The organism is Erythrobacter aureus, from assembly GCF_003355455.1.
GTDB classification, from domain to species: domain Bacteria; phylum Pseudomonadota; class Alphaproteobacteria; order Sphingomonadales; family Sphingomonadaceae; genus Qipengyuania; species Qipengyuania aurea.
Window position 1 is genome coordinate 1,935,893 of the sequence record NZ_CP031357.1, and the last position, 24,859, is coordinate 1,960,751.

General features: G+C 62.6%; 19 protein-coding genes, 1 tRNA gene and 3 pseudogenes. 6 read left to right on the forward strand and 17 right to left on the reverse strand.

The window, feature by feature from the left end:
• Positions 1 to 3 precede the first annotated feature (3 nt).
• From ribB to DVR09_RS09515, 8 genes and pseudogenes are all read right to left on the reverse strand, one after another.
• Positions 4 to 1,248 carry a 3,4-dihydroxy-2-butanone-4-phosphate synthase gene (gene ribB / locus DVR09_RS09480; RefSeq protein ID WP_115416709.1) on the reverse strand — a complete coding sequence of 415 codons (1,245 nt, stop codon included), beginning with the start codon at positions 1,246 to 1,248 and terminating at the stop codon, positions 4 to 6.
• Positions 1,249 to 1,364: 116 nt separating this feature from the next.
• Positions 1,365 to 1,440 (reverse strand) — tRNA-Lys (locus DVR09_RS09485).
• 87 nt (positions 1,441 to 1,527) lie between these two features.
• A complete protein-coding gene (locus tag DVR09_RS09490) occupies positions 1,528 to 1,860 on the reverse strand; it encodes a hypothetical protein (RefSeq protein WP_115416710.1) in 333 nt (110 codons plus the stop codon).
• A gap of 237 nt (positions 1,861 to 2,097) precedes the next feature.
• Positions 2,098 to 3,215, reverse strand: a pseudogene (rodA, locus tag DVR09_RS09495) (rod shape-determining protein RodA).
• The gene (gene mrdA, locus DVR09_RS09500) at positions 3,212 to 5,293 is read right to left on the reverse strand and encodes a penicillin-binding protein 2 (RefSeq protein ID WP_115416711.1); all 2,082 of its coding nucleotides are present in this window, start codon (positions 5,291 to 5,293) and stop codon (positions 3,212 to 3,214) included. The pseudogene rodA and the gene mrdA overlap by 4 nt, the downstream one beginning before the upstream one ends.
• Entirely contained in the window at positions 5,293 to 5,844 is a 552-nt protein-coding gene (locus DVR09_RS09505) for a rod shape-determining protein MreD (protein ID WP_115416712.1), read from the reverse strand. The genes mrdA and DVR09_RS09505 overlap by 1 nt, the downstream gene beginning before the upstream one ends.
• On the reverse strand, positions 5,844 to 6,734 hold the full coding sequence (gene mreC / locus DVR09_RS09510) for a rod shape-determining protein MreC (RefSeq protein ID WP_115416713.1): 891 nt from the start codon (positions 6,732 to 6,734) through the stop codon (positions 5,844 to 5,846). Before mreC ends, DVR09_RS09505 begins: the two co-directional genes overlap by 1 nt.
• Before the next feature lie 14 nt (positions 6,735 to 6,748).
• A complete protein-coding gene (locus DVR09_RS09515) occupies positions 6,749 to 7,792 on the reverse strand; it encodes a rod shape-determining protein (RefSeq protein WP_115416714.1) in 1,044 nt (347 codons plus the stop codon).
• 195 nt (positions 7,793 to 7,987) lie between these two features.
• On the opposite strand from DVR09_RS09515, the gene mutL reads away from it, so the two are divergent.
• Positions 7,988 to 9,790 (forward strand): DNA mismatch repair endonuclease MutL, encoded by a 1,803-nt coding sequence (gene mutL, locus DVR09_RS09520; RefSeq protein ID WP_115416715.1) that lies wholly within the window; start codon positions 7,988 to 7,990, stop codon positions 9,788 to 9,790.
• Positions 9,790 to 10,275 (forward strand): hypothetical protein, encoded by a 486-nt coding sequence (locus DVR09_RS09525; RefSeq protein ID WP_115416716.1) that lies wholly within the window; start codon positions 9,790 to 9,792, stop codon positions 10,273 to 10,275. The genes mutL and DVR09_RS09525 overlap by 1 nt, the downstream gene beginning before the upstream one ends.
• Before the next feature lie 26 nt (positions 10,276 to 10,301).
• On the opposite strand, the gene DVR09_RS09530 is transcribed toward DVR09_RS09525, so the two are convergent.
• The 9 genes from DVR09_RS09530 to DVR09_RS09570 form a co-directional block, all read right to left on the reverse strand.
• Entirely contained in the window at positions 10,302 to 10,760 is a 459-nt protein-coding gene (locus DVR09_RS09530; RefSeq protein ID WP_115416717.1) for a MaoC family dehydratase, read from the reverse strand.
• A 16-nt stretch (positions 10,761 to 10,776) separates the two neighbouring features.
• Positions 10,777 to 11,514, reverse strand: coding sequence for a MauE/DoxX family redox-associated membrane protein (locus tag DVR09_RS09535; RefSeq protein WP_115416718.1), 738 nt, complete (start codon positions 11,512 to 11,514; stop codon positions 10,777 to 10,779).
• Positions 11,515 to 11,550: 36 nt separating this feature from the next.
• On the reverse strand, positions 11,551 to 12,348 hold the full coding sequence (locus tag DVR09_RS09540) for a DUF1206 domain-containing protein (RefSeq protein WP_115416719.1): 798 nt from the start codon (positions 12,346 to 12,348) through the stop codon (positions 11,551 to 11,553).
• Between the two features lie 63 nt (positions 12,349 to 12,411).
• Entirely contained in the window at positions 12,412 to 13,680 is a 1,269-nt protein-coding gene (locus DVR09_RS09545) for an alkaline phosphatase family protein (protein ID WP_115416720.1), read from the reverse strand.
• A gap of 10 nt (positions 13,681 to 13,690) precedes the next feature.
• Positions 13,691 to 14,791: a redox-regulated ATPase YchF gene (gene ychF, locus DVR09_RS09550; RefSeq protein ID WP_115416721.1), complete on the reverse strand. Its 1,101-nt coding sequence runs from the start codon at positions 14,789 to 14,791 to the stop codon at positions 13,691 to 13,693.
• A 275-nt stretch (positions 14,792 to 15,066) separates the two neighbouring features.
• Positions 15,067 to 15,630 (reverse strand): aminoacyl-tRNA hydrolase, encoded by a 564-nt coding sequence (gene pth, locus DVR09_RS09555; protein ID WP_115416722.1) that lies wholly within the window; start codon positions 15,628 to 15,630, stop codon positions 15,067 to 15,069.
• A gap of 87 nt (positions 15,631 to 15,717) precedes the next feature.
• Positions 15,718 to 16,398, reverse strand: a complete 681-nt coding sequence (locus DVR09_RS09560; RefSeq protein ID WP_115416723.1) for a 50S ribosomal protein L25/general stress protein Ctc — start codon at positions 16,396 to 16,398, stop codon at positions 15,718 to 15,720.
• Positions 16,399 to 16,532: 134 nt separating this feature from the next.
• Positions 16,533 to 17,420, reverse strand: coding sequence for a TraB/GumN family protein (locus DVR09_RS09565; RefSeq protein WP_162814928.1), 888 nt, complete (start codon positions 17,418 to 17,420; stop codon positions 16,533 to 16,535).
• Positions 17,421 to 17,487: 67 nt separating this feature from the next.
• Positions 17,488 to 18,417 (reverse strand): TraB/GumN family protein, encoded by a 930-nt coding sequence (locus DVR09_RS09570; RefSeq protein ID WP_162814929.1) that lies wholly within the window; start codon positions 18,415 to 18,417, stop codon positions 17,488 to 17,490.
• 142 nt (positions 18,418 to 18,559) lie between these two features.
• Here DVR09_RS09570 and DVR09_RS09575 point away from each other — a divergent pair, with 142 nt between their 5' ends.
• The 4 genes and pseudogenes from DVR09_RS09575 to ppdK all read left to right on the forward strand — a co-directional run bounded on the left by DVR09_RS09575 (position 18,560) and on the right by ppdK (position 24,852).
• The gene (locus DVR09_RS09575) at positions 18,560 to 19,495 is read left to right on the forward strand and encodes a glycine--tRNA ligase subunit alpha (RefSeq protein WP_115417887.1); all 936 of its coding nucleotides are present in this window, start codon (positions 18,560 to 18,562) and stop codon (positions 19,493 to 19,495) included.
• 44 nt (positions 19,496 to 19,539) lie between these two features.
• Positions 19,540 to 20,553: pseudogene (gene glyS, locus DVR09_RS18030) on the forward strand (glycine--tRNA ligase subunit beta); the annotation flags it as partial.
• Positions 20,554 to 20,782: 229 nt separating this feature from the next.
• Positions 20,783 to 22,024 carry a glycine--tRNA ligase subunit beta gene (locus tag DVR09_RS18035; RefSeq protein WP_435867814.1) on the forward strand — a complete coding sequence of 414 codons (1,242 nt, stop codon included), beginning with the start codon at positions 20,783 to 20,785 and terminating at the stop codon, positions 22,022 to 22,024.
• Positions 22,025 to 22,186: 162 nt separating this feature from the next.
• Positions 22,187 to 24,852 (forward strand): annotated as a pseudogene (ppdK, locus tag DVR09_RS09585) (pyruvate, phosphate dikinase).
• Positions 24,853 to 24,859 lie beyond the last annotated feature (7 nt).

Sequence of the window (24,859 nt, forward strand, 5' to 3'; positions counted from 1 at the left end):
GTGTCACTCCGGGATAGGTTTATGATCGACGATGTTGAGGCCATAGCCTTCGATCGCCACGACATTGGGTTGCGAATTGCTGAGAAGGATCATGTCCTCGATACCGAGATCGGCAAGGATCTGTGAACCGATGCCGACGTTTCGCTGCGCATCGCTCTCGCTATAGCCCCGGTTAGACGCCGGTCGTCCGGTAATCAGCACGATCACACCGGCTCCGTGCTCGCCGACCGCATGCATGGAGCGCTGAAGCGTGCGCTTGCGCGGTCCCGGCCTGCCGAGCACGTCTTCGAAGATCGAAATCGGATGCACGCGGGCGAGGGTGGGCTGACCCTCCACGACATGGCCCTTCTGCAGGACGTAGCTTTCGCTGCCGTCCACTGTGTTACGATAGGTCAGCAGGCGCCATTCACCGCCATAATCGGATTCGAAACCGTCTTCGCCGACGCGTTCGACCAGATGATCGTGGCGCATGCGATATTCGATAAGATCGCGGATCGTGCCGATCTTCATATCGTGCTTGCGCGCGAAGGCGATCAGATCGTCGAGGCGCGCCATGGTGCCGTCCTCATTCATGATCTCGCAAATGACACCCGAGGGGTTGAGGCCCGCTAGGCGCGAGATATCGACGGCTGCCTCGGTGTGGCCCGCACGGACCAGCACACCGCCATCACGCGCGGCGAGCGGGAAGACATGGCCGGGCGTCACGATATCGTCCGGCCCCTTGGTCGCATCGATCGCCACGCAAACGGTGCGTGCGCGGTCGGCCGCGCTGATCCCCGTGGTGACGCCTTCTTTCGCCTCGATCGAAGTGGTGAAGGCGGTCTGCATGCTTTCGCGATTGTCGCGGCTCATCGGCTCGAGGCCGAGCGCCTCGACACGTTTGCGATCGAGCGAGAGGCAGATCAGGCCGCGGCCATGTGTCGCCATGAAATTGATTGCGCTGGGCGTCGCCATCTGGGCGGGAATGATAAGGTCGCCTTCGTTTTCGCGGTCCTCGTCATCCACGAGGATATACATCCGGCCGTTGCGCGCCTCGTCGATGATTTCCTCGGCGCCCACAATGACCGGCGTGTCGTCATTGGCTTCGAGAAAGGCTTCGAGCTTGGCGAGGGTTTCGGCGGTGGGATTCCAACTTTCCTCGCTGCACTCGCGCAGCGTATTGGCATGAAGGCCCGCTGCACGGGCAAGGCCGGCGCGGGTCATCAGCCCTTGCGAAACAAGCGTGCGAACTTTCTCGATCGTATCCATGCGGCGGTGGCTATCACATCATAATGTGATTGCCAACGACGATCGTCACATTGCATGTGATTTACGCGCGATAGCCCCCTGTCGGGACTCGCCTGAATTGATCGGCTGAAGAAAAATGGTGGACGCACTAGGGCTCGAACCTAGGACCCGCTGATTAAGAGTCAGCTGCTCTACCAACTGAGCTATGCGTCCACACTGCGGCATGCCGCAGCCTCGTGGAAGGAGGCGTTCCCGACTCGGGAGGCGCTCATATAGCGGGCTCTTTCGAGATGAAAAGCCCTAAATGACCGATCGGGTCGGATGCAGCTTGCGCAGATGCGGCATGGCGGCTTTCCGCACCCTCAGCGTTGCGCCGAAAGGGTCGGATGGATTGTCCCCAATGGCAACGAGGCGGTCGGATTCGAGCTTGCGCGCGGCGGCAAAAGCGGCGCGCAAAGGCAGGCCAGTTGGCTGCGGGAGATCCCAGATCGTTATCGGCGTATCTTGTTGGTTGGCATACCAAATTTCCAGCAGAACCCTGTTGCGGGCCTCGTGGCCGATCGTGTCGGCCACATCGCTGCGATTGGAGTCGAGTTCGTCGTCGGCCCGCCGCCGGGGCTTCTCGGGGGTCATAAGTGAGTGCGTCCCTACTTCGCGGAACCTCCCCCCGGTTTCCGCTTGCTGTTTCGCCGGGCAGGTAGCCGGATGGGAATGAGAATCGAGTCCCTCAAGCGGGTGACATTTGCCTGTCGGCGAAGCCGCGGCGCGGAGTCGCGGATGATGGTGCCATCGGCCGCAAGATGTCGCCAGAAGAGCGAAGGCCTGTAGGCAGCGGCCCCGGGAGGCGGCAAAATCGGCTTCGCTTGAAGCCTATCGCAACAGCCCCGTGCGGGGCGCAGTCCGGTTCCAGCGATTCACCATCATCAAGGATCCGATGCACACCATGTTGGTTAGCATAGAACTGCCTCCGTGGCTCATGAAGGGCAGGGGAATGCCTACGACGGGGCGAGGCCCATGACCATCATCAGATTGATCGCGACGTAAAAGAAGATCGAGGCGGTCATTCCAAAAGCCAACAGTTTGTCGAAGCGCTCGGTGCTGGCGCGGGCCACCGACAGTCCCCAGCCAAGGATCATGGCAAAGGCGCCCAATACGACGAGGCCGCCCAGGAAGCCCCATTCTTCGGCCATGGTTGCGAAGATGAAATCGGTGTGAGGTTCGGGAAGGTAATTGAGATGGCTCTGCGATCCTTCGTTGAAGCCCTTGCCGGAAAAGCCGCCAGAACCGATCGCGATCTTCGATTGAGTGATGTGATAGCCATCGCCGAGCGGATCGCTTTCGGGATCGAGAAAGGTGAAGACTCGCTTCTGCTGATAGGGTTGCAGTCCGAAGAAGAAGGCGAGGGGGGCGAGGAGGGCGGCCGCCAGGCCCGCGCCAAGAAACCAACGCAACGGCAGCCCGGCCGCGAACATCACCATGGCGCCGCCGAAGGTTATCGCCAGGGATGTCCCGAGGTCGGGCTGGAGAAGGACCAGGGCCACCGGTGTCAGGATCAAGGCGCCCGCCGGGATTAAAGCCCGCCAGGTCGGCACCATCCCGACCGGAAGCGTCGCGTAAAATCGCGCCAGCATCAGCACGATGGCGGGTTTCATCACCTCGGACGGCTGCAATTGCATGAAGCCGAGGTTGAGCCACCGCTGGCTGCCGCCTCCCACGAAGCCGATCACCTCCACGGCGCCCAGCATCAGGAGCACGATCACATAGATCGGGAAGGCGAAGAACATGGCCAGATCGCGGGAAAACCGGCTGAGCACAAAGGCCATGACCAGAAAGACGCCGAACCGGATCACATGCGACGATGCGTAGGGTTCCCAGCTCCCTGCGGCGGCCGAAAACAGAACCAGCGCGCCGAAAGCGATCAGCACGAAAAGGGGGAAAAGCATCTGCCATGGCTGCCGCGCGATCGGCGCGGGGACGATGCTGCTCATTGTTCCGCCTCCGCATTGGCGGCGGCGGATGAGCGCGAGATCTCTTCGGGCGTGCGATCGTCGACGCGCGAGGGATTCGACTCTTCGGCCAGTCCTTCGGGCTGGCGCGCCGCAAGTCGGGCTTCCGCCTCGACCCGGTCGAAAATATCCTCGTCGCGCGCCGGAACCGGCGGGACCGATTCGCCCTGCGCCGCGGCATAAGCACGGTATTTCGAATTCAGCCGCTGCTGCGCATTGCCGCCCCATTGTTCCTCGAGCGCGCGCAGGGCCTGCATGCCTTTGGCCGGGTCGAACATGAAGGTCATCACATCGCGCGCGATCGGATAGGCCGCGCCCGAACCGCCCCCATGTTCGATCACTACCGCGCCGGCATATTTCGGTTTGTCGAACGGCGCGAAAAACACGAACAGACCGTGGTCGCGATACTTCCATGGGCCACTGCGCCCGTCCGAGACGCTGAGCGACACAACCTGCGCGGTGCCCGTCTTACCGGCCATTTTGATGTCTTCGAAAGGCAGGCGAGCCCGCCCGGCGGTGCCCGGGCCGTTGACCGTATCGCTCATTGCCTGGCGGACATAGCCGATCTCTTCCGGGCTGAAATCGAAATGTTCGAAGCGCGGCTGCTTGTCCGACATGCGCAGGCGCGGCATGACTTTGAAGCCGGTCGCCATGCGCGCGCTCATGACCGCAAGCTGCAGGGGGTTGGTGAGGTAATAGCCCTGGCCGATCGACGAGTTCACCGTATCGTAGGGTTGCCAAGCGCTACCGTGGCGGCGCTGCTTCCATTCGGGCGAGGGAACCGTGCCGAAGAACTGGCTCTGCACCGGAAGCGGGAATTCTTCGCCGAGCCCCATCTTGTGCGCCCATTCGGCGACCTTTGCGAAGCCCACCTGCTGGGCGAAGTGATAGAAATAACTGTCGCAGCTTTGATAGATGGCCTTGGCCATGTCGACCCGGCCGTGATTGCTCCAGCAATTGAAGAAACGGTTGCCGATCCGGCGTCCGCCATTGCACATGATCGTTTCTTCGGGCTTCACCCCAGCATCGAGAAAAGCCATGCAGTGCATCGGCTTGACGGTCGATCCGGGTGGATACAGCCCCTTAAGCACCTTGTTGCGCAACGGCACGCGCTCGTCATCGCGCAGCATGGCATATTCGACCCGGCCGATGCCTTGCGAAAAACTGTTGGGATCGAAGCTTGGCATGGATGCCATGCACAGAAGGTCGCCGCTCTCGCAGTCCATCACCACGACCGATCCGCTTTCCAGACCGATCCGGCGCGCGGCGTAATCCTGCAATGGCCCGTCGATCGTCAGGCGAACCGGATCGCCCTGAATGTCTTCCCGCGTTTCGAGTTCGCGCACGATCCGGCCCGATGCGGTGACCTCCACCCGCCGCGCCCCGGGAATCCCGCGCAAATCCTGCTCGAACTGCTTCTCGAGCGCATCCTTGCCGATCTTGTAGCCGGGCGTGACGAGCAGCGGGTTGCGGTCCTGCTCGGCATATTCCTCGGCATTGGCCGTTCCGACATAGCCGATCAGGTGCCCGACGCTGGGACCGGTCGAATAAAAACGCGAGAATCCGCGCTGCGGCACGACGCCCGGCAGATCGGGCAGGCGCACGCTGACGGCGGCGAACTGATCGTAGCTGATGCCCGAGGCGATTTCCACTGGCTGGTAGCCGGGGCCATCATCGACGCGCTTGCGAATGTCGGCAGCCTGGTTCTCGTCGAGATTGAGGAGGTTGGCGAGCGCGGTGATCGTCGCATCGGAATCGGGTGTGCGTTCCGGGATTATGTCGACGCGAAAATCCGCGCGGTTCGACGCGAGCGGCGCGCCGTTCCGGTCGAGAATCCACCCACGACGCGGGGGTATCAGCGACAGGTTGACCCGGTTGCTCTCGCTTTCCAGTTCGTATCTCTCGTTCTCGGCGATTGCAATGTAACCCATGCGCGCCGCCAGCAGCACGCCGAGACCGCCCATCGCGGTTCCGATGACGAAGGTCCGACGGTCGAAGGCATTGTCGAGCGTCGAGTGGGTAACGACTTCGCGCGGCCGACTCCGCTTGCGCAGACGCATCAGACAGCCTTCCAGCGATGGAGGCGGAAGCGGTCGAGCGTGGCGACGATACGAGCTGCTATCGGGAAGAGAAGGGTGGTAAACACGAGTTGGGGCACAAGAGCGATGAGGGAATGAACATTGGGCTGGCCACCCGAAAGCAACCAACCTGTCAGCAGATAGGCCAATATCAATATACTGGCACTGAACCAGTCCTGCCAGAAGGCCCGCCATGGCATGCGGCTTTCGATCAGTTCGATAGCGATCATGATCAGAGACCAGGTGAAAATGGCGAAACCGAACGGTTGACCGCTATACAGATCGTCTACCAGACCAAGCGGCATTCCGGCCCATACGGGCAGCAGACCGGGGCGCACCAGCCGCCATGCAAGCAACATGAGAAGCCCCAGCGGCGGCACCATCGGAAGAGCCGCGGCGATGGCGAAGATCGGCAGTATCGACCCGATGACGATCGAGATCCACGGGACGGCATTGGCAATGATGGGAGAGTGCGAGCGGTTTATCCGGCTACCATACGCATCGCTGCGCGAACGCGGGTCATTGCGCTCCATCACTCGGACAGCTCGCGCTCGACCGGGGTGGTGGCGCCCAGTGCCGCTTCCGGCTCGAAAATTGGCTCCACGCTCACATAGTCGGTTGCCGCCGGATCGCTGACAATGCGGGCGAGCCCTCCATCATCGGTGGTTTCGGTCAGTATGGCGACTGCAATGCCGGGTGGATAATATCCGCCCGCGCCACTGGTGACGAAGACGTCTCCGGGCTCAAGCGGATTGATGCCGAGATTGATCAGCCTGATACGCAGAAGGCCGTCACCGCGCCCTTCGGCAAACGCCACGACTTCGTCCTTTGCACGCCGCACAGGAAGTACGCTTTCGCTGTCGGTGAGCAGCAGAACGCGTGAACTGTCGCCACCGGCTTCGAGAATGCGGCCAACCACGCCGCGCGGCGAACGCACGGGCATTCCGATCGTCACACCATCGTTCAGGCCTGCACCCAGGTATGCGAACCGTCGGCTGCTGGAAGCCGAAGATCCGACGAGCCGGGCAACCGCCACAGGCTTTCGCTCGTCATCCTGAAGGTCGAGCAGGCCCTTGAGGCGGGCATTTTCCTGCTTCACCGCCTCCGCTTCGGCCAGGCGAATGCGGGCGATCTCCATCTCGTGCTTCAGTTCGGCGTTCTTCGAGCCGGCCCGATAATACCCGCTGACCGTGTCCCAGAACCCTTTTGAGCCGGTGCGCACGGTCGCGGCGGTTTCCGTCGCCGGGGATACTCCATCCTGCGCCGCACCGCGCAGCCCGCCGAAGAGATGCGGCTGAAAGAAAGACAATACCAGCAGCGTGGCGCCGATCAGCGCACCCACGCCTGCAATAACGTAACCGGTGAAGAGGTTGTATTGCGCCCTTCGAGAATATCCCGAGCGCCGTGAGCCTGTCGGCGCCATCCCCTATGCCTTTCTCAAGCCGTCATCAGGACGCCGCGATAGATCGGGTCCTCCATCGCGCGCCCCGTGCCGAGCGCCACGCAGGAAAGCGGATCTTCGGCGATAGTCACCGGCAGGCCGGTTTCTTCGCGCAGATATTCGTCCAGCCCGCCGATCAACGCACCGCCGCCGGTGAGCACGATTCCCTGATCGACGATGTCCGCCGCCAGTTCGGGAGCGGTGTTTTCCAGTGCTATCCGTACGCCTTCGACAATGGCGCCAATCGGTTCGGACAGCGCTTCGGCGATATGGCCCTGGTTGATGGTGATTTCCTTGGGCACGCCGTTCACAAGGTCACGGCCCTTGATGGTGATGCTTTCGCCAACGCCGTCTTCGGGCGGGCGGGCGACACCGAAATCCTTCTTGATGCGTTCGGCAGTGCTTTCACCGATCAGCAGATTATGGTGTCGCCGGACATAGGACACGATCGCCTCGTCCATCTTGTCGCCGCCGGTGCGGACCGAAGTGGTGTAGGCCAGGCCACGCAGTGACAGAACGGCGACTTCGGTGGTGCCTCCGCCGATATCCACGACCATCGAACCGACCGGTTCGGTCACCGGCATGTCGGCGCCGATCGCGGCGGCCATGGGTTCGAGGATGAGATAGACCTGACTGGCGCCGGCATTCGAAGCGGCATCGCGGATCGCGCGGCGCTCGACGCTAGTCGAGCCGGAGGGGACGCAGATGGTGATTTCGGGGTAGCGCATCAGGCTCTTGCGCCCGTTCACCTTGCGGATGAAATGCTTGATCATCTCTTCGGCCACGTCGAGATCGGCGATCACGCCGTCGCGCAGCGGACGGATGGCCTCGATGCTGTCGGGCGTTTTGCCCATCATCATCTTGGCATCGTCGCCAACGGCCTTGACGCGCTTCATGCCGTTGATCGTCTCGAGCGCGACCACGCTCGGCTCGTTCAGTACGATGCCCTGATCCTGCACGTAAACCAGCGTATTGGCAGTCCCCAGGTCGATCGCCATATTCTGCACGCCGAATTTGAAGAGATTGTTCCAGAAGCCCATTGTTATTCGATTTTCCGTTATGTCGCGTGATCCGTCGAGAGGGGATGCGGCCCGCTCGCACCTCTCCGGAGGGAATGGTGGCGGTGCCTTAGCGATATAATGCTTCGAATGCCAAAAATTTCCGACATTCCTGCGGGGGATAGGTGAACGCGCCATCTCGGATTCGCGACACTTCACCGCTACACTTCATTGCCCATGCCAGAAATCCGCCGCCTGCCTGAAAATCTCGTCAATCGCATCGCTGCCGGCGAAGTGGTCGAACGGCCCTCATCCGCGCTCAAGGAGCTCGTCGAAAACGCGATCGACGCGGGGGCTTCGCGCATTGCCGTGAAGCTGGTCGAAGGCGGTCTCGACAGCCTGGAGGTGACCGATGACGGATGCGGGATGTCGCCCGAACAGATGGCCCTGGCGCTGGAACGTCACGCCACATCCAAGCTGGCCGACGATGCGATTGAACAGGTGTCCACCCTGGGCTTTCGCGGCGAAGCCTTGCCGAGCATTGCCAGTGTTGCGCGCTTCACCCTGGAAAGCCGCCCGCATGATGCGGAACAGGGCTGGCGCCGGGTTGTCGATCACGGCGAAACCGTGACCGAAGGCCCGGCTGCCCTGCCACCGGGTACGCGGGTAAGGGTGGAAAACCTCTTCGGCAAAATCCCGGCCCGGCGCAAGTTCCTTCGCACACCGCGCAGCGAATATGCCGCCTGCAAGGATGTGGTCCTTCGGCTCGCCATGGCGCGGCCCGATATCGCAATCACGCTGGACCATGGCGATCGGCGGATATTCGGACTGCAGGGCGGGGAAGGGCTTGCAAACCGGGTGGCGCAACTGATCGCCCGCGAACTCAAGGACAATGGGGTAGCCATCGATATGGAACGCGGCGCGATGCGGCTGACCGGGATTGCCGGCCTGCCAACCTATAATCGCGGCGTTGCCGACCACCAGTATCTGTTCGTCAATGGCCGCCCGGTGAAAGACCGCCTGCTGACCGGCGCGGTCCGCGGTGCCTATGCCGATATGCTGGCCCGCGATCGCCATGCGGTGCTCGCGCTGTTCCTAGACCTTCCGTGCGAGGATGTCGACGTCAACGTTCATCCGGCCAAGACCGAGGTGCGGTTTCGCGATTCGCAGGGGGTGCGCGGCTTTATCGTTTCGGGCTTGCGACAGGCGCTGGCCACGGGCGACAAGCGCAGCGCGCAAACGCCCGATGCGGGCGCCATGGCCCGCTGGCAGCAGGAGCCTGCCGGGGACGAACCGGCTCCGGCGCTTCGCTCGATCTTCAACGGGCGGGACTGGTCCGGCCCGCAGCATCGCGTGTCGGAAGCGAATGCGGCGTGGCGCGCGGTGGAGGCGGATGTCATGGCCGAGCCGCATGGCCGCGCCGAGGAGGCGGCGCCGGTCGCCCAAGACACCGAAGACTATCCGCTCGGCATCGCGCGCGGGCAGGTGGCCAACACCTATATCGTTGCCGAGGCCAAGGACGGGCTGGTGCTTGTCGATCAGCATGCGGCACACGAGCGGCTCGTGCTCGAACGGTTGCGCGCTGCCGGGGCGGAAGAGGCGGTGGCAAGAAGCCAGGCACTGCTCATCCCCGAAGTCGTCGAACTGGACGAGACGAGCTGCGACAGGCTCGAGGAAGCCGCACCGAAACTTGCCGAGCACGGGCTCGCGCTGGAACGTTTCGGGCCATCGGCCATGCTGGTGCGCAGCCTGCCCCACGCCATCGCGCGGACCGATCCTGAAAAACTGCTCCGCGATATCGACGACGATCTTGCCCTCAATGGCGAGGCCTTGTTGTTGGGCGAGAAGCTCGATCTCGTGCTTGCGACCATGGCCTGCCACGGTTCGGTCCGGGCAGGACGCGTATTGCGGGTCGACGAAATGAATGCCCTACTGCGTGAAATGGAGCGTACGCCGCGTTCGGGCCAGTGCAATCACGGCCGCCCGACCTGGGTGAAACTGTCGATGGAAGACGTCGAGAAACTCTTCGGGAGGCATTGATGCGCGCCGGAATTCTCTTGCTTGTGGTGGCACTGGCCGCCTGCTCGAACGAACCGACCGAGGAGGAGCGGCAGGCTGCCGTGGCCGAGGTGAAGGCCAACCAGACGCCGGCGCCCGAGAATCTCGAACTGGGCGCGATCCGGTATCGGGAAATCGAACAGCATGATCTTTATGGCGCCGGATGCAGTTTCGCGCCAGAAGGCGGTGGTTTGTCGGCGGTCGCCCTGGCCATGGCGGAGACCGGGCATTTCCTGCGCGGAACCGAACTGATGATGCTGGCTGCGGACAAGGGCAGCGCCGAACTGCCCTATCTCGCGCGGCGCAAATATGACGGAACGGAATATTCCATGACGCTCGACCTGGATGAGGCCGAGGGTGAGCAGGTGGGCGAGGAAGTCAGCGATTTTCCCGCGACGCTGACGATCCGCGATGCGGCCGACCAGATCGTCTACCGCAAGGACGGCATCGCCCAATGCGGAGCCTAGTCTAGGCTAGCCTAGACTAGGTTAGGCTAGTCGGCCCCGTTGGGATCGCGCGTACGGATCAATCCGTTGGACTGCATTTCCAGCACGACTTCGTCATGCTGGTTGAGCGTCCTGATCCGGGTTTTGAAAATGCCCATCTCAGGTCGTGACTGGCTGCGGCGCTTTTCGATCACCTCCGTCTCGCAGCGCAGAGTGTCCCCGGGATAGACCGGCTTTTTCCATCGCAGATGGTCGATGCCCGGAGATCCGAGACCGGCCGATTTCTCCTGTTTCATATTCTCGACCATCATCGCCATGGTCATCGAGCAGGTATGCCAGCCACTCGCGGACAGCCTGCCGAAATGGGTCTGCGCTGCTGCCTCCTCGTCGAGGTGAAACGATTGCGGATCGTATTTGGAGGCAAACTCCATCACCTCTTCCCGCGTGACCTCATAGTGGCCGAAGGCGCGCTCCCGCCCGATCTCGATGTCTTCGTAGAACTGCATTGCAAATTGCAATGGATCACAATGCTGGGCGAAGCAACATCCAAATTCCCATGCCCATCATCGCGAGGTTTTCGGTCAGCGAGATAAACCCGAGCGGCACATTGGCGCTTCCGCCCACGCAGGCGCATTTGATTTCGCGCTTCTGGATATAGACGGCATAGAACACGCTGACAGCCCCGACCGTGCCGATGAACAGGGCAATGGGGATCGACAGCCAGGGTAGCAATCGGCCCGCCATCAGGACGGCTGCGGTGGCCTCGAGAAAGGGGTAGGCATAGGCATAGCGAACCCAGCGCTGCCCCAGCAGGTCGTAGCCGACGAACATGGTCGAGAACTGTTCCACGTCCTGCAGCTTCAGCATGGCCAACATGGCCATGGAAAATGCCACGAACCATTCGGCGGTGCGGATCGTCAACGGGGTTCCGAATACGAACTGGCTGAGGGCAATGGCGAGGGCGGCGCCAACGGTGAAGACCGCGATCACGGGGCGGTAGCTGGTCGCATCCGGATCGCGGGCACGTCCGAAATGTTCGGCCAGATCGGTGTATCCTCCGATACGTTCGTCGGCAATGAAAGCCTGCGGCGTCGTCGATACATCGAACCTTTGCTTGAATGCGTCGGTTTCTTCACGGGTGCTGAGGTGATGATCCTCGACCCGGTAACCTTCGCGTTCCAGCAGCCATTTGGCTTTGATCCCATAGGGACAGACATGCTTGTCCATCACCATTCGATAGAGTGTGGCGGTCTTTTCCATGCGCGCCAGATATACCCCCAGGGGGTATAAATCAAGTCAGGCGCGAAATTGCGGAACCCGACCGTCGGAGCCCATGTCCGGAATAATCCTGTAGCGCGACAGCACGAGGCTGAAGAGACCGAATGCGAGCAGTCCGATGGCAACCAGAGTGAAGATCACGCCTTCTCCGGCCAAGCTGGCGACGGCATCGCCCAGCGTTTTGATCTGACCGGCCGAGCCAGACAGAAAGCCGGCCTTGAACAACGACCAGCCAATCACGAGGAACACCACTGCCCTGGCGACATAGCCGATGCCCCCTATCATCCGTGTCTGAGAAGGGGCCGCGCCACTGATACGGTTCATGAAGCTGCCCGTGAGCCCCTTCTTCGCCTGAAATACGGCAGTGACGAAAAAGGCAACTCCCAGGAGGCCCAGCAATGCGCCGCCGAATTCCATCGAGAGAACGCCCGAAGCCGCATCCTGTGCGCCGCTACCGCTGTCGCTGCCGGAGGTGGCGAATTTATACGCGGAATAGGCCAGTGCCAGGTGGCCGATGGCGCTGCCCGCGTGCCCGATACGATGAGCCCAGCCGGTGGTGTCGCTGCCGTGATTTTCGATATCGAAGAAGGTCGAGGCAAATCGAAACAGGGCATAGGCGAACAATCCCACGACCATCAGCCAGAGAATCGCGGTGCCGAGCGGGAATTCGTGGATCGCCTCGAAAATGCCGTTGGTGCCTTGGCCGATCTTGCCTGCACTGGTGAGCGCGATGAGGCCGAGAACCGAATAGAGAATGGCGCGGCTGAAATAGCCGACGCGCACCAACGTACTGAACTTTTCCGATTTATCGACCACGGTCGTCTCCCCGTTGAACTTTGAATGGCAACGGGGAGGGAGCGCGCTCGTTCCGGTCGACCCCTAATTTTGCGCCGCGAGCGCCGGTGCGACATCCGCCAAATCGCCGTCCGCGCGGCTTGCCTGAGGAAGCCCGACCAGATGGCGCAGCAGCGGCGCGACCGCGGTGTTCTGGAACGGTGCCAAGGTTGCCCCCCTGCGGAATGCGGGACCGTGTGCGATGAACAGCGCGGCCATTTCCGGCGAGAAGGGATCATAGCCATGGTTTCCGCCGCTCCAGCTTGTACCGGAAGCGGTGGCCGAAATCGTCCAGCCGGTTTCGGGCAGGCAGAAATAAGGCGGGATCCGGTCGTGCGTCCCATATTGATAGCGGGCCGGGATCTCGCCCTTGCGCCAACATTCCATCCGATCGTGTTCGCGTAGAAGCGCGGCTTCCAGCGCCGCTCTGTTACCTTCGGTCGGCTCGAAGGTCGCATAGGCGCCGCCTTCGACCAGACGATAGAGCGAGGGGTCGACGATATCGGCAAGCACGATCGTCTTGTCGGAACCCGTCGCGGCCATGCCATGATCGGAGACGATCACCAGATTGGCGGGCTGGCCGAGCGTTTCGAGACCGGCAACGAGATCGCGGATATGGCTGTCGATATCGCGCAGGGCGGTGTCGATCTGTTCGCTCTCCGGCCCTCCGCCATGGCCGGCGCTGTCCACGGTGTCGAAATAGAGCGTCACGAATTCCGGCCGGATATCGGCGGGGCGCCGCAACCAGTCGAGCACCGAATTGACCCGCTGGGTGTTCGATACCTGCATGCTGAAGGCCTGCCAGTCGCTCGCCATGATGCCGTCGGCGACTGGTCCGTAGCGTACGGCGGTGCCGCCCCAGGGCACGGCCGAGCCGGGCCAGAACATGGCCGCGCTGCGAATGCCTGCCTCTTCGGCCTCAACCCAGACGGGCTTCGCTTCGCTCCACCAATAGGGATCGACCGTGGCCATGGTGAAGGGGGCTTCCGGCCTTCCGGTATCTTCCATCCGGTTGGCGGTGATGCCGTGATGGTCGGGCACCAGCCCGGTTACCAGCGTCCAATGGTTGGGAAAGGTCTTGGTAGGGAAGGACGGGCGCATCGCGGCGCTTGCCCCTTCCGCCGCGAGACGGGAGAGGGTGGGGGTCAATCCGCGTTCGAGATAGTCCGGGTGGAACCCGTCGATCGATACGAGAAGGGTAACGGGATCGCGCTGTTCGACCGGAGCGCTGGCGATCGGCGGTTCGGCATAGGTAGCGCACCCGCCGAGAACGCTGGCAAGGCCAAGGGCGAGAGCAGCGGCGATCCGGTTCATGGGCGTGTCCTCAGACGTTGAATTTGAACAGCATCACATCGCCATCCTGGACGAGGTAATCCTTGCCCTCCTGCCGCAGCTTGCCCGCTTCGCGCGCACCGCCTTCACCGCCGAGAGCGATGTAATCATCGAAGGCAATTGTTTCAGCTCGAATAAAGCCACGCTCGAAATCGGTGTGAATTTCGCCAGCGGCCTGCGGTGCCTTGGCGCCAACGGGGAAGGTCCAGGCGCGCGCTTCCTTCGGACCGGCAGTGAAGAAGGTCTGCAGGCCGAGCAGTTTGTAGCCAGCCCGGATCACGCGGCTCAGGCCGCTTTCGTCGAGGCCGAGCTCGAAGAGGAATTCCCCCCGGTCTTCGGCCGGCATGGCGACCAGTTCGGCTTCGATAGCGGCGGAAACGACGACAGCCTCCGCGCCTTCGGCGGCAGCCTTGGCGAAGACCTGTTCGGACAGCGCGTTGCCGGTAGCCGCGTCTTCTTCGGCTACATTGCAGACATAGAGCACGGGTTTGGCGGTAAGCAGTTGCGCCTGGCGGAAGACACGGGCTTCTTCCTCGTCCTTCGGCTCGGTGAGGCGGGCGGGCTTGCCGTCCTTGAGCAGGTCCAGCGCCTGCCCGAGAACCGATGCCATCAGCTTGGCTTCCTTGTCGCCCCCGGTGGCCCGCTTGGCCGCGGCGGGGACGCGTTTTTCAAGGCTTTCCAGATCGGCGAGCAGCAATTCGGTTTCGACCACTTCGGCATCGGCCAGCGGATCGACCTTATTGGCGACGTGCTGGATGTCGTCATCCTCGAAGCAGCGCAGCACGTGGACGATCGCATCGACTTCGCGGATATTGCCGAGGAACTGGTTGCCGAGGCCTTCGCCCTGGCTCGCGCCTTTTACCAGACCGGCGATATCGACGAACGCAAGCTGCGTGGGGATCACCTTGGCCGATCCGGCAATGGCGGCGATCTTGTCGAGCCGTTCGTCGGGCACGGCAACCTGGCCGACATTCGGCTCGATCGTGCAGAACGGATAGTTCGCGGCCTGCGCGGCCTGCGTTTCGGTCAATGCATTGAAAAGGGTGGACTTGCCGACATTCGGCAGGCCGACGATCCCGCAACGGAAACCCATCAGAAACTCCGGAAAAAGTGTGTGGCGCGCGCCTTAGCCGCCCCCTTCACGAATTGCCAGAGTGTCGGAGGTTATGCACGAGCCCGATCATTGGGCCATAGGGTGTCTCGCGAATCCAGCCCACTTGGACCTCGGTGCTCACTTCGCTGATCGGGATTTGCAGTCCCGCGTCGGGATGAACCGGTTTACGCAACAATCGTGTGTCGGGCGGCAGGTAAATCGTCAGGGCGATGCGGAGCTTCCAGTGATCCCAAAACCGCCGCCGAGCTTAGCCCTTACATCCGCAGAGCGAGCTCGCTCATGAACCGGGGATCGTCCCCGTTCGCCAGCCATTCGGCCTCAGCCGCGATGCCTCCCAGCATCGCCGCTAATTGATCTATTTCCGACTTTGCGTAATTGCCCAGAACATGGCCATGGACGCGCTCTTTCGAGCCTGGATGTCCGATGCCTATCCGGACGCGGCGGAAATCGGGGCCGAGATGCTGGTTGATCGAACGCAGTCCGTTATGACCGGCAAGGCCGCCACCCCGGCGAACCTTCACCTTGAAGGGCGCCAGGTCGAGCTCGTCATGGAAGACGGTCAGCGCATCGGGTTGGAGCTTGTAGAACCGCAGCGCCTCACCGACCGCACGGCCGCTTTCGTTCATGAAGGTCGCCGGTTTGAGAAGCAGTATCTTCTCGTGCCCGATCCGCCCTTCCTGCACCCAACCCGAGAACTTCTTCTGCACCGGGCCGAATCCGTATGTTTCCGCGATGACGTCCACCGCCATGAAGCCGACATTGTGCCGGTGAAGCGCGTATTTGGGTCCGGGGTTTCCGAGGCCTGTCCAGATCTGCATGCGCGCCCCTTAGCTTCGCTGTTCCCAAAAGCAAAACGCCGGCCCCTTGCGGGACCGGCGCTTCGATTGCGATACCGGAAGTGCGGATCAGTCGTCGGACTGGTCGGCTTCGCCTTCGACGGTTTCGGCGTTCTGTTCGGTGACTTCGGTTTCTTGGACCTCGTCGCCTTCCTGCGTGGTGTCGCCTTCGGCCTTCTTGAGCGCCGAGGGAGCGACCAGCGTGGCGATGGTGAAGTCACGATCGGTGATCGCGCTCTCGCTGCCTTCGGGCAGGGTCACTTCGCTGATATGGATCGAATCGCCAACTTCCTTGCCGGTGACATCGATTTCGATCTCGCCGGGGATCTTGTCGTTTTCGCAAACCAGTTCGAGTTCGTGACGGACCACGTTGAGAACGCCGCCCTTTTTGAGGCCCGGGCTGGCTTCTTCGTTGAGGAATACGACAGGAACCGAGACTTCGATCTTGCCGCCCTTTGCGAGGCGGAAGAAGTCGACGTGTTCGGGACGATCGTTGACGGGGTGGAGCGACACATCCTTGGGAAGCGTCTTGATCTTCTTGCCACCGAGCTCGATCTCGACGATCGAGTTCATGAAGTGGCCGGTGCCGAGCTGGCGGACCAGTTCCTTCGCTTCCACGTGGATCATCGTGGGTTCTTCCTTGCCGCCATAAATCACGGCGGGGACGCGGCCTTCGCGACGCAGTGCACGGGAGGCTCCCTTGCCAGCCCGTTCGCGCGTCTCGGCCGGCAGGGTCAGAGCATCGCTCATGTCGCTTACCTTTCGAAATACGTTTGGTTACATGTTCGGTCCACCACGCCTCCAGGGATGACCATGGTGCCGAAGGGCGCGCGCTTAGCAGGGCGTGCGTGAAAAGCAAGCGCGAAGGTGCGGGGCAGGGCGCCCTATTCGATCCGGCGGACCGTATATCCACGGGCTTCGAGCAGGGCGGGCAAACCATGATCGCCCAGCAGGTGCCCGGCGCCGACCGCGATCAGCGGCTTGTCGCGGGCCGAGAGAAGGTTTTCGATCTGCGCCGCCCAATCGGCATTGCGATCGCGCAGCAACACCTGCACCAGTTCGGGGTCGGCCAGAATTCCGCGACGGGTCAATTGCGTAAGCCGTTCGGTATCGCCTTCCAGCCAGGCGTTTGCCAGCGTCCCGATCTCGCCCTGATAATCGCGTGATTCTTCCAGAACCGCATTGAGCAGATCGCGCTGCTCGTCTTCGGGCAAGCTGTCGAAGATCGCAAGCTGGCCGTGTGCGCCCTCCAGTTCGACCACCTCGCGTTTGTCGAATGCGGCAAGCAGGGCGCGATCGGCCCCGTTTTCGGCCTTCGCCGTTTGCGCCACCTGTGCCAGCGCCAGCGCCGCGGCCCAGCTTTCCATGGGATCGAAATAGCCGCGCCGCACCTTGGCCTTGACCAGCAGTTCCTCGAACTCGCCGCGCAGCTCGGGATCGATCCGTTCGGCGATCGGTCCGGCCGGGCGATCATAGGCCATCTGCTCGAACAAGGCGGAAAGCGCCTCGCCATTCTCGAGATTTGCGACCTCCACCACCAGCATGTCGGCCTGGCCCACCACCGTATCGAGCCGTTCGGAGCGCCATCGGGTGCCATCGGGCAGGGCGTGGATCGTGCCGAACATCCAGCCTTCGGTAGCGCCATTCCCGTCGGCAATTTCCCACAAAGCGGGATAAGGTCCTTCGGGCTTGGCGGTATCCGCCTGCTTGCCGCAGGCGGCCAGCAGGAACGTCAGGGCCGCAGTCAGGCCGAGGAGAAAGCGCGAGGTCATGCTGTTCGAGTGCATGGTTCGGTGGCGCTGGCAAGCCTGCAATGACGCCTGACCAGACATGGGACGGTTACTGTACCCGCGTCACGGTCAGTCCGCTGCCGGTGAGATAATCCTGCACACTGTCCTGACCGGCAAGGTGGCCTGCGCCGACCGCGATGAACACGGTGCCGGGCCGATCGAGCCGCTCGTCGATCCACTCTGCCCAGCGTTTATTGCGCTGGTAGAGCAGGGCATCGGCCAGCACCGGATCGGTCAGCCCTTCATTCATGAGCGCCGCCAGACCATCGGCATCGCCTTCGAGCCATTCGGCAACCATCCGGTCCATCATCGGAACGACTTCGTCGATATTGTCCGCCGACGCCATCAGAAAGGCGAGCTGCGATTCGACCGGCAGCGTGTCGAAAAGTTCGATCTGCCACTCCAGCGTCTCCAATGCGCCGCGCGCCGCATCGGCAGGCGCCAGCTCCTCCAGCTTCGTTTCCACCCCGCTTTCGGCGGCATAGCCCGCCTGCATCAGCGGAACCACGGCCAGCGTCATGCCCGCAAACCAGGGTTCGAAACGATCGAATGCTGCGGGCGGCAGGCCGAGCCTGGTCAGCGCGATCTCGTAACTCGTCCGATCCGGTTCACTGAGCATATCGCGCAGAGATTCGTCGGCGGGCAGCAAGGCCTTGGCCATGACCACTTGCTGCGATGCCGGGTCTTTCGCGGCACCATCGGGGATTTCGGTCACCAGCTCCTGCGAAGCGGCCAGCGCGCTTTCTATCGGCCCCTGATACCATTCGACGCTTTCGGGAAGCGCATGGACCGTTCCGAAAAGGTAAATCGTGGTGTCCTCGTCGGCGACTTTCCACAGCCCCGGCCCTTTAGCGACAGCCGCTTGCGCCGCGACGGGCGCAGTCGCGACATCGGTTTCGGGATAGGCCGCGCATCCCTGCAGGGCGAGCGTCAGCGGGGCAAGGCAGGCAATGGCCTGGCGGACAGTAGGACGGGTCATGCGCTGCGATTCCTTTTGGATTGGTTTCCCGCGATAGCGAGACGGCGTAGTATTTGCCAAGCCGGATGCTCGAGCGGTGTGTGCTGCTGTCGCCGCGCTGCGGCATTGACCGTGCAATTCGCTTGCGCCATTGCCCCGCGCCATGGACCGCAATCCGCAAAAATCCTTCCAGGACATGATCCTCGCGCTGCACGATTTCTGGGCCGCGCAGGGGTGCCTTATCCTTCAGCCTTACGACATGCGCATGGGTGCCGGCACCTTCCATACGGCGACCACCTTGCGCGCGCTCGGCCCCGAGCCGTGGAACGCCGCCTTCGTGCAGCCGTGCCGCCGCCCGACCGACGGCCGCTATGGCGAGAACCCGAACCGGCTGCAGCACTATTACCAGTATCAGGTAATCCTCAAACCGAGCCCGCCGGACATACAGGACCTCTATCTCAAGAGCCTCGAAGTCATCGGCATCGATCCTTTGAGGCACGATATCCGCTTCGTGGAAGACGACTGGGAAAGCCCGACGCTCGGGGCCTGGGGCCTTGGCTGGGAAGTCTGGTGCGACGGGATGGAAGTGACCCAGTTTACCTATTTCCAGCAGATGGGCGGCTTCGACTGCAAGCCCGTTGCGGGCGAACTGACCTACGGGCTCGAACGCCTCGCCATGTATATTCAGGGCGTCGACAATGTGTACGACCTGAATTTCAACGGGGGCACGTCCTCAAGTAGCGAAGCGGTAGGACGCGAAAGACTCGTGACCTATGGCGACGTCTTTCTCGAGAACGAGAAACAGATGTCGAAGTGGAACTTCGAGGTCGCGGAGACCGATGCGCTGTTCGACCTGTTCAACAAGGCCGAGGCCGAGTGCAAGAATGCGCTCGCCAACGACGTGCCCATCGCCGCTTACGAGCAGGCGGTGGAGGCGAGCCACATCTTCAACCTGCTGCAGGCGCGCGGCGTGATCAGCGTGCAGGAACGCGCCAGCTATATGGGCCGCGTGCGCGACCTCGCCCGCGGATCGTGCGAAGCGCATATGGAAAAGGAAGCCCCCGTGTGGGCCGAGAAATATCCGGAGTGGTCGAAATGAGCGACTTCCTCCTCGAACTGCGCAGCGAAGAAATCCCCGCCCGCATGCAGGCCGGTGCGCGCGCCGAACTGGAAAAGCTGTTCCGCCGCGAGATGGAAGCTGCCGGTGTCGCGACTGGCGAGATCACCGTCTGGTCGACCCCGCGCCGTCTTGCGCTGATTGCGCGCGGTCTGCCGGAAGCCACCGATGCGGTGAGCGAGGAACTGAAGGGACCGCCGGTCGGCGCGCCCGACCAGGCGCTCGACGGTTTCTGCCGCAAGGCCGGCGTCGACAAGAGCCAGCTCGAAACCCGCGAGGTGAAGGGCAGGGCGACCTATTTCGCCGTCAAGAATATCCCCGGCCGTGCAACGAAGGACCTGCTCGCCGAGGCGATCCCCGCGATCATCCGCGATTTTTCATGGCCCAAGTCGATGCGCTGGGGCGCCGCTTCGATCAGCACCGAGAGCCTGCGCTGGGTGCGCCCGCTTTCGGGCATCGTGGCGCTGCTGGGCGACGATGTTGTCGAATGCGAGGTGCATGGCGTCACCTCGGGCGCAGTCACGCTGGGCCACCGCTTCCACCATTCGGGCGACATCACCATCGGCAATGCCGACGATTACGCGATGAAGCTGCGCGCAGGCCATGTGATCGTAGACCACGGAGAACGGCAGGACCTGATCCGCTCGGGCGCGGCCAAGGTCGCAACCGGGGCTGGCCTCAAGCTGGTCGAGGACGAGGGGCTGGTGGTCGAGAATGCGGGCCTGACCGAATGGCCCGTCCCGCTACTCGGCCGCTTCGAGGAGGATTTCCTCGAGGTGCCGCCCGAGACGATCCAGCTCACCGCGCGCGTGAACCAGAAGTATTTCGTCTGCGAGGACGATAATGGCGAACTCGCCAACGCCTTCATCTGCACCGCCAATATCGAGGCGGAGGATGGCGGCGCGCGCGTGGTCGACGGCAACCGCAAGGTCCTCGCCGCCCGCCTGTCCGATGCGCGCTTCTTCTGGGATGTCGATCGCAAGAAGACCCTCGCCGAGCACGCCAGCGGGCTGGAGCGGATCACCTTCCACGAAAAGCTGGGCACCGTCGCCGACAAGGTCGAGCGCGTGGCGAAGCTGGCAAGGTGGCTGGTGGAAGAGGGTATCGTCACCGATGCCCCCTCCCCACGGGGGAGGGCCGGGGGTGGGGGGTACCACCTCGCAGACGTCGAACACCCATCCCCAACCCCTTCCCTCGAGGGAAGGGGCTTCCTTGGCCGACCTCGCCGAACAGGCCGCCCGCCTCGCCAAGGCCGACCTCGTCACCGAAATGGTCGGCGAGTTTCCCGAACTGCAGGGCCTGATGGGCGGCTACTACGCCCGCGCCGAGGGCCTGCCCGACGAAGTCGCCGACGCGATCCGCGATCACTACAAGCCGGTCGGGCAGGGCGACGAGGTGCCGACCGCGCCGGTAACGGTAGCGGTGAGTTTGGCGGATAAGCTAGATACGCTCTTCTCGTTCTTTGCCATCGACGAGCGTCCAAGTGGCTCGAAAGACCCTTTCGCTCTTCGGAGAGCGGCAATTGCATGTATCGGACTGCTAACCTCAAATTCTCTCCGCTTGCCAATGCTCGACCTCGATACCAAGCTCAGAGATCTTTTGAGTGCTCAGGCTTATCGCACGTCACTGACAGCGCGTGAGATGGTCAAATTTCGCGATGTGGACCAGAAACCTGCGTTCGGTTTCGAACGGAATGGTGACGACGTTGATTTGCTTATCAGTCAGGGCGGAAGCATCCAGCGTATTACGCTTCACCATCCCGATGAAGTTAACGGTGTGAAGCTATTCAACGCGCTTTTTTTCGAAAGCGAAGCAGGATTTCTCGATTTGTGGGCATTCCTTGCCGACCGCCTCAAGGTCCAGCAGCGCGAAGCAGGCGTTCGCCACGATCTCATCGACGCGGTCTTCGCGCTCGGCGGCGAGGACGATCTCGTCCGCCTGCTCGCCCGCGTGAAAGCGCTCCAGTCCTTCATGGACACCGAAGACGGCGCCAACCTCCTTGCAGGCTACAAGCGCGCGGCGAATATTCTCAAGAAGGAAGACTGGCTTAAATCCTCTACCGTCACCCCCGCGCAGGCGGGGGTCCCGCTGCCTTCGGACGTGGCCGAAGAAGACAAGCGGGATTCCCGCCTTCGCGGGAATGACGGGGATGTAGTCGAACATACCGGCGACGAGGACCCGCTGGAAAATGTCGACGACCCGCAAATGCGTGAAATCTATGCCGAAGCCGCCAAGGCGAAACAGCTTTCCTACACGCCCGAACCGGCGGAAAAGGCGCTGATGGATGCTCTGGCGACTTCAGAACCGGAGGCCGCCAAGGCGATCGAGGTGGAAGACTTCTCGGCCGCGATGGCGGCGCTTGCAGGTCTTCGCGCCCCGATCGACCGTTTCTTCGATGAAGTGACGGTAAACGCGGATGAAGAAAACAAGCGGGCACATCGCCTCAACCTGCTTGCAGCCTTTCGTGCTGCAGTGCACAAAGTGGCCGATTTCTCGCGTATCGAGGGTTAGGTCGGCCGTGTTCCGGGTGTAGGGGAGAAAAATCGGCCGATCTGTCACCCTGGGCACCGAGATGTATGACAAGCACCTGAAAACAGGTGCTTTCTTTTGTTGGAAATAGGGTGACACCCCTGTAACTTCGTGTCACCTACAGGCACCCGGACAGGAGCTTTCATGTCGGAAACAGTCTTCACCTTCGGCGGCGACGCGCCGCATACGAATGCAAGGCAGAAGGACAAGACCGTTACCGGCGGCAAGGGCGCCAATCTGGCCGAAATGGCCAGCATCGGCCTGCCTGTCCCTCCCGGCTTCACCATCGCGACCGAGGAATGCCTCAAATATCTCGCGGGCGGTTCGGACTTTTCGGAGAAGCTGCGCAGCGATGTCGCCGAGGCGCTGAACCATGTCGAGAAGACCGTGGGCAAGGATTTCGGCGATGCCGCCGATCCGTTGCTCGTCTCGGTCCGCTCGGGCGCGGCAGTGTCGATGCCCGGGATGATGGACACCGTGCTCAATCTCGGTCTCAACGACGAGACGGTCGAAGGCCTTGCCAGGACCAGCGGCGACGAACGTTTCGCCTGGGACAGCTATCGCCGCTTTATCCAGATGTATGGCGACGTGGTGCTCGGCGTCGATCACGGCCTGTTCGAGGAAGCGCTCGAAATCGCCAAGGAAGACAATGGCTATTACGCCGATACCGAGCTTTCCGCCGAAGAGTGGAAGGCCCTGGTCGCGCAGTACAAGTCCATCGTCGAGGAAGAGCTGGGCAAGCCGTTTCCGCAGGACCCGGTCGAACAGCTATGGGGTGCGATCAGCGCCGTGTTCGATAGCTGGGATACCGAACGCGCCAAGATTTATCGCCGCCTAAACGACATACCGCATGACATGGGCACGGCGGTCAACGTGCAGGCGATGGTCTTCGGCAATATGGGCGAAACCAGTGCCACCGGCGTCGCTTTCACGCGCGATCCCTCGACCGGCGAGAAGGCCTATTATGGCGAGTGGCTTGTCAATGCGCAGGGCGAGGATGTGGTCGCGGGCATCCGCACGCCGCAATATCTGACGAAAGCGGCGCGCGAGGCAGCCGGAGCCGACAAGCCGAGCATGGAAGAAGCCATGCCCGAGGCCTTTTCCGAACTGGCGCATCTCTTCGACCTGCTCGAAAAGCACTATCGCGACATGCAGGATATCGAGTTCACCGTGCAGCAGGGCAAGCTGTGGCTGCTGCAGACCCGCAATGGCAAGCGCACCGCCAAGGCGGCGCTCAAGCTGGCGGTCGACATGGTGGATGAAGGGCTGATCGACGAGAAAACCGCGATCCTGCGCGTCGACCCGATGGCGCTGGACCAGTTGCTTCACCCGACGCTCGACCCGGATGCGCCGCGCGATGTGCTGACCACGGGCCTGCCGGCTTCGCCCGGCGCGGCCAGCGGCAAGATCGTGCTCGATGCGGACACGGCGGAGCTATGGGCCAATCGCGGCGAGAAGGTTATCCTAGTCCGCGTTGAAACCAGCCCCGAGGACATTCACGGCATGCACGCCGCGACCGGTATTCTGACCGCACGCGGCGGCATGACCAGCCACGCCGCCGTGGTTGCGCGCGGTATGGGCCGACCCTGTGTTTCGGGCGCCTCGCAGGTCTCGATCGCGCGCGAAGGGCGCACGCTTGCAATCGGCTCGCGCGAATTGAAGGAAGGCGACGTCATCACCATCGATGGCGCCAACGGCCAGGTCATGGCGGGCGAAGTCGCGACCATCGAGCCCGAACTCGCGGGCGATTTCGCCACGCTGATGGAATGGGCGGACAGGCATCGCCGGATGAAGGTCCGTACCAATGCCGAAACCGAGACCGAATGCCGCATGGCGCGCCAGTTCGGGGCCGAGGGCATCGGGTTGTGCCGGACCGAGCACATGTTCTTCGATGCGAGCCGGATCAGTGCAGTGCGAGAGATGATCCTGGCGGATACCGAGGCTGGCCGCCGCGCCGCGCTCGACAAGCTGCTGCCCGAACAGCGCAGCGATTTCGTGACCATTTTCGAAGTCATGGCCGGGCTGCCGTGCACGATCCGCCTGCTCGACCCGCCACTGCACGAGTTCCTGCCGCATGGCGATGCCGAGTTTGAGGATCTCGCCGCGGCCACCGGTGTCGACATCGACAAACTTCGTCGCCGCGCGGGCGAACTGCACGAATTCAACCCCATGCTCGGCCATCGCGGCTGCCGCCTCGGGATCACCTATCCCGAGATCTACGAGATGCAGGCGCGGGCGATCTTCGAGGCTGCCTGCCAGGTCGCCAAGGATAGCGGCGAAGCGCCGGTGCCCGAAATCATGATCCCGCTGGTGGCGAGTCGCCGCGAGCTGGAACTGCTCAAGGCCGTGGTCGACCGTGTCGCGGGCGAGGTGTTCGAAGCTACGGGCTGCACGGTGGATTACCTCGTGGGCACGATGATCGAATTGCCGCGCGCCGCGCTGATGGCGGGCGAGATTGCCGAAGTGGGCGAGTTCTTCAGCTTCGGCACCAACGATCTCACCCAGACCACGCTCGGCGTCAGCCGCGACGATGCGGGACGGTTCCTGACGACCTATGTCGACAAGGGCATCTTCGCCCGCGACCCCTTCGTCAGCCTCGATATCGACGGGGTCGGCCAACTGGTCGAACTGGCGGCGGAGCGAGGCAGAGCCACACGCGACGGCCTCAAGCTGGGCATTTGCGGCGAACATGGGGCGATCCCGCCAGCATCGCTTTCTGCGAGGCGACCGGGCTCGATTACGTCAGCGCCTCACCCTATCGCGTGCCGATCGCGCGACTGGCAGCGGCACAGGCGAGCCTGAAAGACTGATCCCCGC